The following is a 15,423-nucleotide window of genomic DNA, read 5'->3' as shown; positions in this document are numbered from 1 at the left end:
CGGCCGGGGAACTGCGTGAGGATTATCTGTCGGTGCCCGGGGGCATGATGATGGGATGGCCAGGCACAGTACGGGCACCGACGCCGCGAACGAGCTGTCGGTGATGAAGAAGCTGTCGCGGCCCACCCGTGAGTGGTTCACCGGGGCCTTTCCAGCTCCCACGTCCGCGCAATTGGGCGCGTGGTCGTCGATCTCGAGCGGTTCACATACCCTCGTGGTCGCTCCGACGGGTTCGGGTAAGACGCTCTCGGCCTTCCTGTGGGCCTTGGACGAGCTGGCGCAACTGGGCGCGGACAGCACCCGCAAGACCAAGGTCCTCTACATCTCGCCGCTCAAGGCTCTGGCAGTGGACGTCGAGCGCAACCTGCGAGCTCCTCTTGTCGGCATCACCCAGACCGCCAAGCGCCTCGGGCTGAACCCACCCGAGATCTCGGTCGGAGTGCGATCCGGCGACACCAGCGCTGCCGACCGCCGGAACATGATCAAGACTCCCCCGGACATCCTGATCACCACTCCGGAATCACTGTTCCTCATGCTCACCTCGGCTGCCCGCGACATCCTCGCCGAGGTCGACACCGTGATCGTCGACGAGGTACACGCCGTTGCAGGCACCAAACGTGGCGCGCACCTCGCGGTGTCCCTCGAGCGGCTCGACGCGATGCTGGACAAGCCTGCCCAGCGCATCGGCTTGTCGGCGACGGTGCGCCCCCACGAAGAAGTGGGCCGCTTCCTGGCCGGCGCAGCCCCCATCGAGATCGTCGCCCCGCCCGCTCCGAAGACCTTCGACCTGACGGTTCAGGTGCCCGTGGAGGACATGACCGAACTGGGCGTGAGCGACCCGAATGCGGACACCTCCGCCGCTCCCCCGGCTCAGGGATCGATCTGGCCGCACGTCGAGGAGAAGATGGTCGATCTCATCCTCGAGCACAAGTCGTGCATCGTGTTCGCCAATTCTCGTCGTCTTGCCGAACGACTGACCGCGCGGCTCAACGAGGTCTACGCCGAGCGGATCGGCGGCGAGGTGGCGACCGAACACAAGCCGCCGTCCCAGGTCGGTACCGCATCCGACGTCAACCACGGTGCCGATCCCCTGCTGGCCCGAGCCCACCACGGCAGCGTCAGCAAGGATCAGCGTGCGCTGATCGAAGACGATCTCAAGACCGGCAGGCTGCGCTGCGTCGTCGCCACCAGCAGCCTCGAACTCGGAATCGACATGGGCGCAGTCGATCTGGTCGTCCAGGTCGAAGCACCACCATCGGTGGCGAGTGGGTTGCAACGCGTCGGACGCGCGGGCCATCAGGTCGGCGAGATTTCCAAGGGCGTGCTGTTCCCCAAGCACCGCACCGACCTGATCCACTGCGCCGTGACCGTCGAACGCATGACGTCGGGCAAGATCGAGGCCCTCTTCGTCCCGGCCAATCCCCTCGACGTCCTCGCCCAGCAGACCGTCGCGGCGTGCGCACTCGAACCCATCGACGCCGAGGACTGGTTCGAATCAGTCCGTCGCACCGGCAGTTTCGCCACTCTTCCTCGTTCGGCGTACGAGTCGACCCTCGACCTGCTCTCGGGTCGCTACCCCTCGGACGAGTTCGCGGAACTGCGGCCGCGGCTGGTGTGGGATCGCGATGCGAACACTCTCACCGGACGTCCCGGCTCGCAACGGCTGGCCGTCACCTCCGGTGGCACCATCCCCGACCGCGGCCTGTTCACCGTGTACATGGTGGGCGAAAAGCAGTCCAGGGTGGGCGAACTCGACGAGGAGATGGTCTACGAATCACGAGTGGGCGACGTGTTCGCACTCGGTGCCACCAGCTGGCGCATCGAGGAGATCACCCACGATCGGGTGCTCGTCAGCCCGGCGTACGGCCAACCCGGACGGCTCCCCTTCTGGCACGGCGACGGACTGGGCCGGCCGGCCGAACTGGGTCAAGCTCTGGGCGAGTTCCTGCGCAGCACCACCGATCGCAGCAACTTGGCCGAGCGGCTGAGCTCCGACGGTCTCGACGCCAACGCCGTGAACAACCTCATCGCATTGCTCGACGAGCAACTCGAGGCCACCGGCCAGCTCCCCACCGACAAGACGATGATCGTCGAGCGGTTCCGCGACGAACTGGGCGACTGGCGGCTCGTGCTGCATTCCACCTACGGCCAGCAGGTGCATGCGCCGTGGGCGCTAGCGGTCGGCGCGAGGCTGATCGAGAGATACGGCATCGACGCCGCCCCCACCGCATCCGACGACGGCATCATCGTCCGGCTCCCCGATACCGACGATCAGCCGCCCGGCGCGGAACTGTTCGTGTTCGAGCGCGACGAGATCGCAGACATCGTCACCGAGCAGGTCGGCGGGTCGGCCTTGTTCGCATCGCGATTCCGCGAATGTGCCGCGCGGGCACTGCTACTCCCCCGCCGCAACCCGGGTAAACGAGCGCCGCTGTGGCAGCAGCGCCAGCGTTCGGCTCAGCTGCTCGACGTGGCACGCAAGTACCCGACGTTCCCGATCCTGCTCGAGACCGTCCGCGAATGCCTCCAGGACGTCTACGACCTCCCCGCCCTCGAAGACATCCTGGCCAGAATCGGTCGGCGCCAAATCAGGATCGTCGACGTCGAGACACCATCGCCGTCACCGTTCGCCAATTCGCTGCTGTTCAACTACGTCGGCGCATTCATGTACGAGGGCGACAGCCCCTTGGCCGAACGCCGCGCCGCCGCACTGTCGCTGGACTCCGCGCTGCTCGCCGAGCTACTCGGACGCGTCGAACTGCGAGAATTGCTCGACGACAGCGTCATCACCACCACCGAACTCGAACTACAGCGCCTCCCCGAGGACCGCCACGCCAAGGACATCGAAGGTGTCGCAGACCTCCTGCGACTGCTCGGTCCGCTGACCGTCGAGGAAGTCGGCCTCCGAACCGACGGCGACGAATACCCGCAGTGGCTCACCGAACTCGCCGATGCCAAAAGGGCAATGGAGGTTTCGTTCGCCGGCCAGAACTGGTGGACGGCGATCGAGGACGCCGCTCGGCTACGCGACGCGTTGGGCGTCCCGCTCCCGATCGGCACCCCGGCCGCCTTCATCGAACCCGTCGACGACCCGCTGGTCGACCTGATCAGCCGGTACGCCCGAACGCACGGGCCGTTCACCCTCGACGACGCCGCGGCGCGATTCGGCGTCGGTACCGCCGTGGTACGGGACGTCCTGCGCAGACTGGCCGTCGACAAACGAGTCGTCGAAGGCGAATTCCGTCCCGGCGCAACGGGTAGCGAATGGTGCGACGCCGAGGTCCTCCGGCGTCTACGCCGTCGCTCACTCGCTGCTGCTCGGCAGGAAGTCGAACCCGTCTCCACCGCCACCCTCGGCCGCTTCCTGCCGGCGTGGCAGCACGTGGACAGCCGACGCCTCAGCGGAATCGACGGCGTCGCGACCGTGATCGAACAGCTTGCGGGCGTGCCTGTTCCGGCGTCGGCCTGGGAATCTCTCGTCCTCTCCTCGCGGGTGACCGACTACAGCCCGGCGATGCTCGACGAACTCACCTCCACCGGTGAGGTGTTGTGGTCGGGACACGGCGCGATCTCGTCCAAGGACGGCTGGGTGAGCCTGCACATGGCCGACACCGCCCCGCTCACCCTCGTGCCTGCAGCCGAATCCGACCTGTCGGAGTTGCAGATTCGCATACAGGACGCCGTCGCGGGCGGCGGCGCGTACTTCTTCCGGCAGCTCTCCGACACCGTCGGCAGTACCGACGACACCGCACTGCAGGCTGCACTGTGGGAGTTGGTGTGGGCGGGCCGTCTGAGCAACGACACGTTCGCTCCGCTGCGCGCCCTGTTGAACTCCACGACCACCCGCTCGGCCCCGAGTCATCGAGCACCACGTCGTACGCCGCGGTTGCGCTCGTACCGGCAGTTCGAGCGCCCTGCTCTTCCGACCCGCACCGGTCCGCCGACTGCGGGTGGACGATGGTCACGATTACCCGAGCTCGAACCCGACCTCACCGTCCGCGCCCATGCGACCGCCGACGTACTGCTCGAACGCTACGGCGTGGTGACCCGCGGTTCGGTGATGAACGAGGGTGTGCCGGGCGGGTTCGCCACGATGTACAAGGTGCTCACCGGATTCGAGGATTCCGGCCGCTGCCGTCGCGGCTATTTCGTCGATTCACTCGGCGGTGCGCAGTTCTCCACGTCCGACGTGGTCGACCGGCTACGCAGCTACGACGAACCGAAGAAGAATTCCAGCGCTGTGGTGCTCGCGTCGTGCGATCCGGCCAACCCCTACGGCGGAGCACTGCCCTGGCCGAAGGCCGGCAGCGGCGAGGTCGGTGTCGGAGAGAAGCCGGACGAGACGACGAAGCATCGCCCGGGTCGCAAAGCCGGCGCACTGGTCGTACTCGTCCGAGGCGAATTGACGATGTTCGTCGAACGCGGCGGAAAGTCGGTGCTGACGTTCGGTGAAAATGCCGAGGACGTGGGCGCTGCGGCAACCGCATTGGCGGCCACCGTTCGACGCGGCGGTGTCGACAAGTTGCTCGTCGAGCGGATCAACGGTCACGACATCCACGGCACGGATTTCTCCAGGACCCTGACCGAAGCAGGTTTCTCGGCAACACCACGAGGGCTTCGCTTACGCCGCTGAATCATCCGTGACCGACGAAGAACACCAGAGAGGACACCGACTCCGATGCCCGAGGGCGATACCGTCTGGCGCGCAGCCAACACCCTGCGCGCCGCGCTGGAGGGCCAGCAGCTCACCACCTGCGACATTCGCGTACCCCGTTACGCCACAGTCGACTTCACCGGCGAGACCGTCGACTCCGTTGCCTCACGCGGGAAGCATCTGCTGATTCGAGTGGGCGGCTACTCCATCCATTCGCATCTGAAGATGGAGGGCACCTGGCACGTCTACGCACCCGGCGCTCGGTGGCGTCGCCCGGCATTCCAGGCGCGCATCATCTTGAACACCGCGAACGCGCAGGCCATCGGGTTCGAGCTCGGAGTGCTCGACATCATCGAGGACGAGGAGGAGGCCGTCGGATACCTCGGACCGGACCTGCTCGGTACGGACTGGGACCCCGACGTCGCTCTGTCCAGGCTGGCATCGGATCCGGCCCGGCCGATAGGGCTCGCACTGCTCGATCAGCGCAACATAGCCGGGCTCGGCAATGTCTATCGCAACGAGATCTGTTTTCTGCGCGGAATCGACCCTCGTACACCGGTCGGTGACGCCGGCGACCTGAAGAAGACGATCGACCTGTCCTATCGATTGATCATGGCAAACAAGGATCGAAACCAGCGCGTCACTACCGGGGATCGGCGCCCGGGCCGACACTTCTGGGTGTACGGGCGCGAGAACAAGCCGTGTCGACGCTGTGGAAACACCATCGAATTCGGTCTGATCGGTGACAACCCGCTCGAGGAGCGGCAGATCTACCACTGCCCGCACTGTCAGAACTGAGGTGTGGCGAGAACGTCCGGTCCATGGTGTCCTTTTCGACGAACGCCGTTCGTCCTTCGTGTGTAGGTCGGCGAACGGCGCCGACCACGACGATTCTCAGGAGCTCACCATGACCGCATACGCAGCCATCGTCTACACCCATGATGCCGACTGGACCTCACCCGACGTGGCGGAAGAGATGGCCGAATACGGTGCATTCAGTGCCGCGGCCGGACCCGCGATCATCGGCGGCGCGGTCCTTCACCCCACGTCGACCGCCACCACGGTGCGTGTGTCGGGTGGGAAGGGCGGCGACGTCCTGACAACGGACGGTCCGTTCGCCGAAGCAAAAGAGGTACTCGCGGGGTTCTTCCTTCTCGAGGCACAGGACCTCGACGCGGCAATTGCATTGGCAGCACAGATCCCCGCGGCGTGGAACGGAGCAATCGAAGTGCGGCCGATCATCCCGATGGCTCGGTGAGCACACCGGCCGAGCACCTGGCGGCCGTGGTCCGTGACGAGGGTCGCCGAGTTCTGGCGACCCTCGTGCGGATCACCGGCAGCCTTGCCGTCGCCGAAGACGCAGTCTCCGAAGCCGTGGTGGCAGCACTCGCCCACTGGCCTCGGTCGGGTGTCCCCGACAACCCACGCGCCTGGCTCACGACCGTGGCTCGCAACAAGGCGCTCGACATCGTCAGACGAGAGGCCGGGCGCAGCGCCAAGGAACGGGAGGCAGCGAATCTAGTGCTGCTGAAACAAGATTGGAGTGACGGCGATCAGGACTCGGTCAGCGACGACCTGCTGCGGTTGGTCTTCACCTGCTGCCACCCGACGCTCTCCGTCGAGGCGCAGGTGGCACTGAGCCTGCGCACCCTCTGTGGGCTCGCCACTGCCGACGTCGCCCGCCTGATGCTCGTACCCGAAGCCACCATGGCCAAGCGGCTCACGCGCGCGAAGAAGAAGATCGCCACCGCCAACATTCCGTACCGAGTACCGGATTCGGCGGAGTTGCCGCAACGACTCGAGGCGGTGGCCACCACGGTGTATCTGCTGTTCACCGCCGGGCATCTCGGCGGCGAGACTCTGGTGCGACCTCAGCTGTGCGACGAAGCAATTCGGCTGGCCCGCCTGATGATCGACCTCATGCCGGACGAGCCGTCACTTCAGGGGCTGTTGGCGCTGATGTTGTTCACGGACTCGCGCCGAGCCACGAGGACCGACGGGGAGGGTGGCCTGGTCAGGCTCGAAGATCAGGACCGCTCTCGCTGGAACAGGGAGGCGATCGAGGAGGGCATGCAGTGGATGGACAGTGCGCTACGGCGCAACGACACCCAACCCAGCCGGTACACCATCCAGGCAGCCATCGCAGCATGTCACTCCGGCGCAGCGACGTACGCCGACACCGATTGGCCTCGGATAGTCGTGCTGTACGACGCGCTTGCGGTTGTGGAGAACACACCGATCGTGGCACTCAACCGAGGTGTTGCCATCGGTGAAAGCCAGGGTCCTGCCGCCGGGCTCGATGCACTCGACGCCATCGAGTCTCTGACCGGGCATCATCTCTGGCATGCCTGTCGAGCTGTGATGCTGGATCGACTCGGCCGGGCGGAGGAGGCCAGAGCTGCGCGAACAACCGCTCTGACTCTCGACCCCTCGCCGGCAGAAAGGGCGTTCCTTCGAGCGCAACTGGACTCGCCTTCGCGCCCTGATCAGCACCGCGGCGAACAAATCTGACGGCTCGTTGTCAGCGAAGACCAAGCCTGCTCACAGCTTCGCCGATCACCATGGACCGCATGTTGACATTGGCGATACTCACCCTGCTGGTCATGGCCGTCTCCGGCGCAACGGCGGCTCGCGCACCCCGGACGCTGGTCAGACTGCGCTAGATCGTGCGAACCGGCTCGAGGATTTCCTGTCGGGCCTCCGGCGCGACGACACGCAGGGCGTCCGCCGATGCATCGTCGGGCTGACGCTGCGATTCGATTTCGGCCTCCACCCGGGCTCGGTAGGTCTCGACTTCGCGATCGACCATGGCCTCGTCCCACCCCAGGACCGGCGCGATCAACGCCGCCACCTGACCCGCGCAGTTCATCCCGCGATGCGAGTACTCGATGGAGATCCGGGTACGCCGCGACAGCACGTCCTCGAGATGCAGCGCGCCCTCCGCCGCTGCGGCGTACACCACCTCCACCTGGAGGTATGCCGGCGCATCGGTGAGTGGTTGCAGCAGTTCGGGTTTGCCGTCGGCCATGGCCAGCACTTCGTCGATCAACGAACCGTACCGATCGAGCAGATGCGTCACCCGATGCGGATGCAGGTTGTACATCTCACCCAGGTGCGGTGCCTGATTGACCAGCGCGAAGTAGCCGTCGGCACCGACGAGGGGCACCTTCTCGGTGATCGAGGACGCCACCCGCACCGGGATGTCCTCCGCCGCCAGATTGACGGCGTCCTCGGCCATCACCCGATAGGTCGTGTACTTGCCGCCGGCGATGGCGATGAGTCCCGGCGCAACACGAGCGACCGCGTGCTCGCGCGAGAGCTTGGAGGTCTCGTCGCTCTCGCCCGCCAGCAGTGGCCGTAGACCCGCGTAGACACCGTCGATGTCCTCGTGGGTGAGCGGCGTGACGAGCACGCCGTTGACCTCACCCAGGATGTAGTCGATGTCGGCCTTGGTCGCGGCCGGATGCGCGAGATCGAGATTCCAGTCGGTGTCGGTGGTGCCGATGATCCAGTGCGCACCCCACGGGATGATGAACAGTACGGATTTCTCGGTGCGCAGAATGATCGCGGCCTCGCTGACGATCCGATCCCGCGGCACCACGATGTGCACGCCCTTCGAGGCACGTACCCGAAACCGTCCGCGCATGTTGGACAGCGACTGGATTTCGTCGGTCCAGACCCCGGTGGCGTTGATCACCACGTGTGCGCGCACGTCGGTCGTGGCACCGGTCTCCGAATCACGTACTCGCACACCCGATACCCGATCGGCCTCTCGCAGGAAACCGACGACCTGTGTCGACGTACGCACCACAGCGCCGTAGTGCGCGGCCGTTCTGGCAACGGTCATGGTGTGCCGGGCGTCGTCGACGACGGTGTCGTAGTACCGAATTCCGCCGATCAACGATTTACGCTTGATTCCGGGCGACATGCGCAGCGCGCCGGATCGCGTCAGGTGCTTCTGTTGCGGCACCGATTTGGCCCCGCCCATGCGGTCGTACAGGAAGATGCCCGCGGCGACGTAGGGCCGCTCCCACAACCGATGCGTCAACGGGAAGAGGAACTTCAGCGGCTTGACCAAGTGCGGCGCGAGCGTGGACAGGGAGAGTTCGCGTTCGTGCAGCGCCTCGCGCACGAGCCCGAACTCGAGCTGCTCGAGGTAGCGAAGCCCGCCGTGGAACATCTTGGACGAGCGAGACGACGTTCCCGACGCGTAGTCGCGGGCCTCGACCAGCGCCACCTTGAGTCCGCGCGTCGCCGCGTCGAGAGCCGCACCGGAGCCGACGACGCCACCGCCGATCACCACCACGTCGAACTGCTCGGTTCCGAGCTGGCCCCACGCCTCCACCCGCTGCTCGGGTCCGAGGAACTTCGTATTCGATCGGTTGCTCATCTCGAACGCTCCCTCTCCTTCGAAAATCCTCGCGCAATGCGTGCATGTCAGGCTACCGCCCCAGGTCCTTCGGGCGCAGAACCTGCCGAGCCCGGAGCGCGCGGGTCAGAGCATCCCGGTCAGAGCACTCGGGCCGAGGCCGAGTGCGCGGTGCCCAGTCGACGCACTGCTTCCTCCAGCACGGACGGTGTCGATCCGGCGAAGCTCAGCCGGAGCGAGTGACGGTACTGCGCGGCCGAAGCGAACGCACGGCCGGGCACGAAGGCCACTCCGTGGTCGAGCGCCGAATCGAGCAACTCGCTACTGTCCGTCCCGTCCCGAAAGGAGGCCCACGCGAACATCCCGCCTTCGGGGCGAGAGACGGTGAGCCGAGATCCGAACTCGGCGGCCAGAGCGGACGTCAATGCCGTTGCGCGAGTGCCGTACTCACGCCGCAGAACGGTCAGGTGCGCATCGAGCCAGGTGGTGTCGGCGAGCATCTCCGCTGCCATCAACTGTGTCATCGAGGATCCACACAGATCCGCGCCTTGCTTGAGCAGTTCCACTGCCGCACAGACGCCGGGCGGGGCGACGAACCAGCCGACCCGGAGCGTCGGTGCCAGGATCTTCGACGCACTCGACAGTCGGATGACGCGGTCGCTGTGACACGCGATCGGCAGCGGTGGGGCCTCGATACTGGATTCAGTTGTGTCGAAACAGATCTCACCGTACGGGTCGTCCTCGATCACCCAGAATCCGTAGCGATCCGCGAGCGCCGCGAGGTGGCGTCGACGCTGCTCGCTCATCGTGACTCCGCGCGGATTGTGGAAGTTCGCCACGGTGTGCACCACCGCGGGCCGCAGCCCCGCCGTCAGTCTGCGTTCGAGTTCCTCGGTGTCCATTCCGGTATCGGTGATGGGAATGGACTCGATGCGCGCTTCGGCGATCGAGAAGACCTGCAGCGCACCGGTGTACGCGGGCTCGTCGACCACGACGGGAGCGCCCGGGTCGATCAGGGCCTGCGCGAGCAACGTCAGCGCCTGTTGCGAACCGTGCGTCACGATGACGGACTCGACCGGAACAGGGACTCCCCCGCGAGCGAGCGCTTCCCTGGCCGCAATGACGCTCCGCAGCGTGCGATGGCCGGATGTCTCGCAGTACTGCACCGCGTCGGGGCGGCGAACCACGGCCTCCGCGGCTGCGGCGATGCGGTCGATCGGTATCAGGTCGGTGGCCGGTAGACCTCCGGCCAGGCTGATCACATCGTCGCGTGCGGTGAGAGCCAGAAGATCACGGATGGCCGAGCTGGTGAGCGATGCGGTGCGTCCGGCCAAGCCGGCGGGAAGGTACGTGGAGGACATGAGAGAGACTCCGGGGCAGCAGGAATGGGAGAACGGCCCGCGGATCCGCTGAGTCGAAGAAGGAGCGGACGGGTGTGTCCGCTCCTTCGACTGTCTCACGTGCTACCGAAATATGAAACGCAGTTCTCACATTGTGAGATCAGTCCAGATCGTCGTGCGCCATCAGCTGACGCGCGGCCTCGATGACCGAACCGGACAGCGACGGGTACACCGAGAACGTGTTCGCCAAGTCGTTCACCGAGAGGTTGTTCTGCACGGCCATCGCGATGGGCAGGATCAGCTCCGACGCACTCGGGGCGACCACGACGCCACCGATGACGACGCCGGTGGCCGGGCGGCAGAAGATCTTCACGAAACCACGCTTGAGTCCGCTCATCTTCGCTCGCGGGTTTGTGGTCAGTGGCAGCATCACCACGCGAGCGGGTACGTCACCGGCGTCGATCTTGGACTGCGCGACGCCGACCGACGCGATCTCGGGCCGAGTGAACACCGCCGAGGCCACGGTCTTGAGCTTGATCGGGCTGACGGCCTGTCCCAGTGCGTGATACATCGCAATGCGTCCCTGCATCGCCGCGACCGAGGCCAGCGGCAGCAGACCGGTGCAGTCACCGGCTGCATAGATGCCCGCGACCGCAGTGCGTGAGACGCGATCCACCCGCAGGTATCCACCCTTGTCGAGTTCGATGCCGACATTCTCGAGTCCCAGACCGGAAGTGTTGGGCACCGACCCGACGGTCATCAGCGCATGACTGCCCTCGACGGTGCGGCCGTCCGAGAGCGTGACGAGAACACCGTTTTCGGTGCGGACCACGGAATCGGCGCGGGCGTGCTTGACGAGGGTGACGCCACGTTCGTTGAACGCGTCCTCGAGCACCAGCGCGGCATCCTCGTCCTCGTGCGGAAGGACGCGGTCGCGGCTCGAGACCGCGGTGACCTTGACGCCCATCTCGGTGTAGGCGGAGACGAACTCGGCACCGGTCACACCGGATCCGACGACAACCAGGTGCTCGGGGAGGGCCTCGAGGTCGTAGAGCTGACGCCAGTTGAGGATTCGCTCGCCGTCGGGCTCGGCTCCCTTGACCACGCGGGGCCGGGCCCCGGTCGCGATGAGGACGACATCGGCGTCGAGGATGCGCTCTTCGCCATCGGCGAGCACCGCCTTGATCTGGTGCGAGGCCATCCCCACGTGGGAGTCGATCATCTCGGCGCGCCCGGCCAGCAGCTGCACGCCGACGGACCTGACGCGCTGGGCGATGTCGGAGGACTGCGCCTGGGCGAGGCTTTTCACTCGGTCGTGAATCTTCGGCAGCGCCACGGCGGCCTGCGACGGATCGAGGGAGATGCCGAGGTCACTGGCGCGCCGCATCTCGGTGCGAATGCCGGTCGACGCGATGAACGTCTTCGACGGCACGCAGTCCCAGAGAACGCAGGCACCGCCGATACCGTCGGAATCGACGAGCGTCACCTCTCCGCCGTGCTGTGCGGCAACCAACGCTGCTTCGTACCCTGCCGGACCACCACCGATGATCACAATCCGGGTCATTGATCCTCTTCTCGCATGCTCGAAATCTCTCGCTGTGTCGCGTCAACGGTATTCCAGAGGCTGCCCCCGCGCGTCGGTAGGGCTGGCTTCGTTCGCCCGACAGGAGGTCGGACCTGGGGCGACGCACCGAAACACGACCACGAGGCGTCAGTGGGCACCGATACGGTTTAGGCTGGCCGACGTGCCAATTTATGCCGCCTACGGATCGAACATGCATCCGGAGCAGATGTTGCAGCGATGCCCACACTCGCCCCTGTCGGGAACCGGGTGGCTGCATGGATGGCGGTTGACCTTCGGCGGCGGCGACATCGGCTGGGAAGGCGCGCTGGCCACGGTCGTAGAGGATCCCGACTCACAGGTCTTCGTCGTGCTCTACGACGTATCCGAGGAGGACGAGGAGAGCCTGGATCGCTGGGAGGGCTCCGAACTCGGCATTCATCGCAAGATTCGGCTGCGCATCGAGACCGGCCGGGAGCCGGTGCTCGCGTGGATGTACGTGCTCGACGCCTACGAGGGTGGCCTGCCGTCCGCACGTTACCTCGGCGTCATGGCGGAGGCAGCCGAAATCGCCGGTGCCCCAGCCGAATACGTGCGAGACCTACGAACCCGCAACAGCCGCAACGTCGGTCCCGGTACCGCCTCGTAGCCGGCGGTACCGCTCAGAAGTAGTTCTTCATGACCGACGCCACCCACGTCGGCTCGGTCACATCCTCAGGCGTCGGGACCATGGACTGCAGGAACGGCTTGACATCGAACACCGGTGAGCCGTCGATCGCGTCGAGACCTCGGACTCGAATGCGCAGTCCGTCCACGTCGACGATCTCGCACCGCGACACCCCGAGATGATTGGGCCGGTCCTTGACCCGTTGCGCGAGGACGCCCACCCGAGGAAGCGTCGTGTCACCACGAGGGTGGCGCGAGCCGGTGGTCGTCGCGGCCGGATCACACAGGTGGAAGCCGTAGACCACCTCGAGGTGGGAGAACTCGGCGAGACCGAGGGTCGCGTCGACGTCGAGCACACTCTCGTCGAGGTCGATGACGGACTCGACCGCTCCCCAGTTGTCGTCCACCACCTCGGCCCGATCGGATCGAACCATCCCGATCGGCGACACGTCGAGGGCCATCTCGTCCCCTGCCTCTAGTTCGGATCCAGCGCGATGCCGGTCATCACCTTCACGCCCACCGCCAGTGCTCGTTCGTCGAGATCGAAGGTGGGTTGGTGGATGTCGAGTTGCGGGCCGGTGCCCGGCCACACACCGAGTCGAGCCATCGCGCCCGGCACTCGTTCGAGGTACCACGAGAAATCCTCGCCGCCGCCGGACTGGGCGGTATCGGCCAGCGCGTCGGGTCCGACCCTGCCGATCGCCTTCTCGAACGTGTGCGTGGACGCCGGATCGTTGACCACCGGAGGCACGCCGCGACGGTAGTGCAGCTCGAAGCGGACACCGGTCGGTGCGAGCAATCCGGTGACGATCTCGCGGACCAGCGGTTCGAGCAATGCCCAGGTCTCGTGGTCGCCGGTGCGGACGGTGCCGGTCAGCATGCCGGTCTGCGGTATGGCGTTGGGGGCCTGGCCCGCGACCACCGCTCCCCACACCATGACCGTGCTGGTCCGCGGGTCGACACGCCTGCTCAACATTCCGGGTAGGCCGGTGATGACGGTGCCCAATGCATAGATGAGATCGGTGGTCAGGTGCGGCCGAGACGTGTGTCCGCCGGGTGAATCCAGGCGCAGCTCGACGGTGTCGGCAGCAGAGGTGATCGCGCCGAGGCGCACGCCGACCTGCCCCACTTCGAGCCGCGGATCACAGTGCAGCGCAAAGATCTTGGTGACGCCGTCGAGCGCTCCCGCGGCCACCGCGTCGAGGGCACCGCCCGGCATGACCTCCTCGGCGGGCTGAAAGATCAGGCGTACCCCGTGCTGCAGGTCCGGCAGCGACGCCAGCGCCAGCCCGGTCGCGAGCAGCACCGTGGTGTGTGCGTCGTGCCCGCAGGCGTGCGACACCCCCGGCACGGTCGACGAGTACTCCGCGCCGGTGTTCTCCTGCAGCGGCAGGGCGTCCATGTCCGCCCGCAACGCCACCCGGGGACCGTCGGGTCCGATGTCGCAGATCAAGCCTGTTCCGCCGGGGAGCGGCTTGGGCGACAGACCTGCTGCTTCGAGATGCTCCATCACGAACGCGGTGGTACCGAATTCGCGTCGAGCAAGTTCCGGATTGGCGTGAATGTGCCGACGCCACAGCGACAGATCCGCCGTGTGCGCGTGAATCCACCGATCGATCGCGTCTTCGCGGATACTCACGACTGCGCCGCCGAGCGGGCGAGCACGCCGTCGAGCAGGCGGGCGCGAGTACCGGGGTCGGCTGCGGCGCGCGCGGCGGCTCTGGCGAGACCGAGTGCTCCGTCGAGCAAGGCTCGATCGGCCGACTCGGTGACACACGCGGCGGCGAACTCCGGCTGATGCGTCACCGCCCCTCCTGCATCGAGTCCGACGACGGGATGAATACCGGGTAGAACATTCGTCACGTTTCCCATGTCTGTGCTGCCCAACGGGCGAAATCCTTCCAAATCCGGAGCCAAGGGCGATCGGCCCAACGCTTCGATCTCCTGCCGAAAAGCCGCGACCAGCCACGAATCCGGCGTCAACGCCGCATAGGTGGGCGACACCGTGCGGATCTCGTGTGTGCACCCGGTGGCGATGGCTCCCGCCTCGAAACACGCGTACGTCTTGGCCGTCAGAGCGTGGAGCGATTCGGTGGTGTTCGCGCGCAGGTAGTAGAGCAACTCGGCGTGGCCGGGCACGATGTTCGGTGCCACACCCCCGTCACTGACGATGCCGTGCAACTGCTGACCCGGCGAGAGGTGCTGACGCAGGAGCCCGAGTGCCACCTGACTGATGGTCACCGCATCGCCTGCGTTGATTCCCCACTCGGGAGCTGCCGACGCGTGCGCGGCCCGGCCGGTGAACTTCACGGCGATGTCCGCCAGCGCCAACGAGGTTGCGCCCACGATGTCGAAGGGGCCGGGATGGACCATCAACGCCGCGCCGACGCCGTCGAACACCCCACGCTCGAGCATCAACACCTTGCCGCCGCCGGTCTCCTCGGCCGGGGTACCGAGCACACGCACGGTGATGCCGAGAGCGTCGGCGACCGGAGCGAGCGCGAGCGCAGCACCCACGGCCGAGGCCGCGATGATGTTGTGCCCACACGCATGCCCGATCTCGGGCAGGGCGTCGTACTCCGCACAGATCCCGATCACCAGATCTCCGCTGCCGACCGACGCGGTGAACGCGGTGTCCATACCTGCGACGGCCGTCTCGACCTCGAAATCGTGGGCTCGGAGCGTGTCGAGGATCTTGGCGACGCTGCGATGTTCGGCGAACGCGAGCTCCGGTTCCGCGTGAATCGAGTGCGAGAGCGCGACCACTTCGTCGGTGGCGGCGGCCAGGGCGCGGTCCATCACCTCGCCCACGTCGGCACTGTTCGATTCGTCG

General features: G+C 66.4%; 11 protein-coding genes. 5 read left to right on the top strand and 6 right to left on the bottom strand.

Annotated elements, in window-relative coordinates; translation table 11 throughout:
* Window positions 1-55 precede the first annotated feature (55 nt).
* The 4 genes from MTX35_RS10280 (at window position 56) to MTX35_RS10265 (ending at window position 7,165) form a co-directional block, all read left to right on the top strand.
* The gene (locus tag MTX35_RS10280; RefSeq protein WP_374230271.1) at window positions 56-4,633 is read left to right on the top strand and encodes an ATP-dependent helicase; all 4,578 of its coding nucleotides are present in this window, start codon (window positions 56-58) and stop codon (window positions 4,631-4,633) included.
* Between the two features lie 45 nt (window positions 4,634-4,678).
* Window positions 4,679-5,452, top strand: coding sequence for a DNA-formamidopyrimidine glycosylase family protein (locus tag MTX35_RS10275; protein ID WP_243594857.1), 774 nt, complete (start codon window positions 4,679-4,681; stop codon window positions 5,450-5,452).
* Between the two features lie 109 nt (window positions 5,453-5,561).
* Window positions 5,562-5,912 (top strand): YciI family protein, encoded by a 351-nt coding sequence (locus tag MTX35_RS10270; RefSeq protein WP_243594856.1) that lies wholly within the window; start codon window positions 5,562-5,564, stop codon window positions 5,910-5,912.
* Window positions 5,909-7,165: an RNA polymerase sigma factor gene (locus tag MTX35_RS10265; RefSeq protein ID WP_243594855.1), complete on the top strand. Its 1,257-nt coding sequence runs from the start codon at window positions 5,909-5,911 to the stop codon at window positions 7,163-7,165. The genes MTX35_RS10270 and MTX35_RS10265 overlap by 4 nt, the downstream gene beginning before the upstream one ends.
* 148 nt (window positions 7,166-7,313) lie before the next feature.
* On the opposite strand, the gene glpD is transcribed toward MTX35_RS10265, so the two are convergent.
* From glpD to MTX35_RS10250, 3 genes are all read right to left on the bottom strand, one after another.
* Complete coding sequence (gene glpD / locus MTX35_RS10260; RefSeq protein WP_243594854.1) at window positions 7,314-9,044, bottom strand: glycerol-3-phosphate dehydrogenase; 1,731 nt, start codon at window positions 9,042-9,044, stop codon at window positions 7,314-7,316.
* 119 nt (window positions 9,045-9,163) lie between these two features.
* On the bottom strand, window positions 9,164-10,384 hold the full coding sequence (locus tag MTX35_RS10255) for a PLP-dependent aminotransferase family protein (protein ID WP_243594853.1): 1,221 nt from the start codon (window positions 10,382-10,384) through the stop codon (window positions 9,164-9,166).
* A gap of 139 nt (window positions 10,385-10,523) precedes the next feature.
* A complete protein-coding gene (locus MTX35_RS10250; RefSeq protein ID WP_243594852.1) occupies window positions 10,524-11,927 on the bottom strand; it encodes an NAD(P)H-quinone dehydrogenase in 1,404 nt (467 codons plus the stop codon).
* Window positions 11,928-12,108: 181 nt separating this feature from the next.
* On the opposite strand from MTX35_RS10250, the gene MTX35_RS10245 reads away from it, so the two are divergent.
* Window positions 12,109-12,573, top strand: coding sequence for a gamma-glutamylcyclotransferase (locus tag MTX35_RS10245; protein WP_037188123.1), 465 nt, complete (start codon window positions 12,109-12,111; stop codon window positions 12,571-12,573).
* 13 nt (window positions 12,574-12,586) lie between these two features.
* Here the strand turns inward: MTX35_RS10245 and MTX35_RS10240 are convergent, their stop codons facing one another.
* Genes MTX35_RS10240 through MTX35_RS10230 form a run of 3 tightly spaced genes read right to left on the bottom strand, consistent with a single transcriptional unit; the run spans window position 12,587 to window position 15,389 of the window.
* The gene (locus MTX35_RS10240; RefSeq protein ID WP_243594851.1) at window positions 12,587-13,051 is read right to left on the bottom strand and encodes a TrmO family methyltransferase; all 465 of its coding nucleotides are present in this window, start codon (window positions 13,049-13,051) and stop codon (window positions 12,587-12,589) included.
* Between the two features lie 14 nt (window positions 13,052-13,065).
* Window positions 13,066-14,229 carry a M20 family metallopeptidase gene (locus tag MTX35_RS10235; RefSeq protein WP_243594850.1) on the bottom strand — a complete coding sequence of 388 codons (1,164 nt, stop codon included), beginning with the start codon at window positions 14,227-14,229 and terminating at the stop codon, window positions 13,066-13,068.
* Window positions 14,226-15,389: a M20 family metallopeptidase gene (locus MTX35_RS10230; RefSeq protein WP_243594887.1), complete on the bottom strand. Its 1,164-nt coding sequence runs from the start codon at window positions 15,387-15,389 to the stop codon at window positions 14,226-14,228. Before MTX35_RS10230 ends, MTX35_RS10235 begins: the two co-directional genes overlap by 4 nt.
* Window positions 15,390-15,423 lie beyond the last annotated feature (34 nt).

Source organism: Rhodococcus sp. ARC_M12, from assembly GCF_022810385.1.
GTDB lineage: Bacteria > Actinomycetota > Actinomycetes > Mycobacteriales > Mycobacteriaceae > Rhodococcoides > Rhodococcoides navarretei.
The sequence above is the reverse complement of the archived record's forward strand: the minus strand, read 5'-3'. Positions and strand labels throughout refer to the sequence as shown.

Bases quoted from the DNA above. Each gene is read 5' to 3' on its own strand.
- MTX35_RS10280 (WP_374230271.1), top strand. From the start codon at position 56: ATGGCCAGGCACAGTACGGGCACCGACGCCGCGAACGAGCTGTCGGTG.
- MTX35_RS10275 (WP_243594857.1), top strand. From the start codon at position 4,679: ATGCCCGAGGGCGATACCGTCTGGCGCGCAGCCAACACCCTGCGCGCC.
- MTX35_RS10270 (WP_243594856.1), top strand. From the start codon at position 5,562: ATGACCGCATACGCAGCCATCGTCTACACCCATGATGCCGACTGGACC.
- glpD (WP_243594854.1), bottom strand. From the start codon at position 9,044: ATGAGCAACCGATCGAATACGAAGTTCCTCGGACCCGAGCAGCGGGTG.
- MTX35_RS10255 (WP_243594853.1), bottom strand. From the start codon at position 10,384: ATGTCCTCCACGTACCTTCCCGCCGGCTTGGCCGGACGCACCGCATCG.
- MTX35_RS10250 (WP_243594852.1), bottom strand. From the start codon at position 11,927: ATGACCCGGATTGTGATCATCGGTGGTGGTCCGGCAGGGTACGAAGCA.
- MTX35_RS10240 (WP_243594851.1), bottom strand. From the start codon at position 13,051: ATGGCCCTCGACGTGTCGCCGATCGGGATGGTTCGATCCGATCGGGCC.
- MTX35_RS10230 (WP_243594887.1), bottom strand. From the start codon at position 15,389: ATGGACCGCGCCCTGGCCGCCGCCACCGACGAAGTGGTCGCGCTCTCG.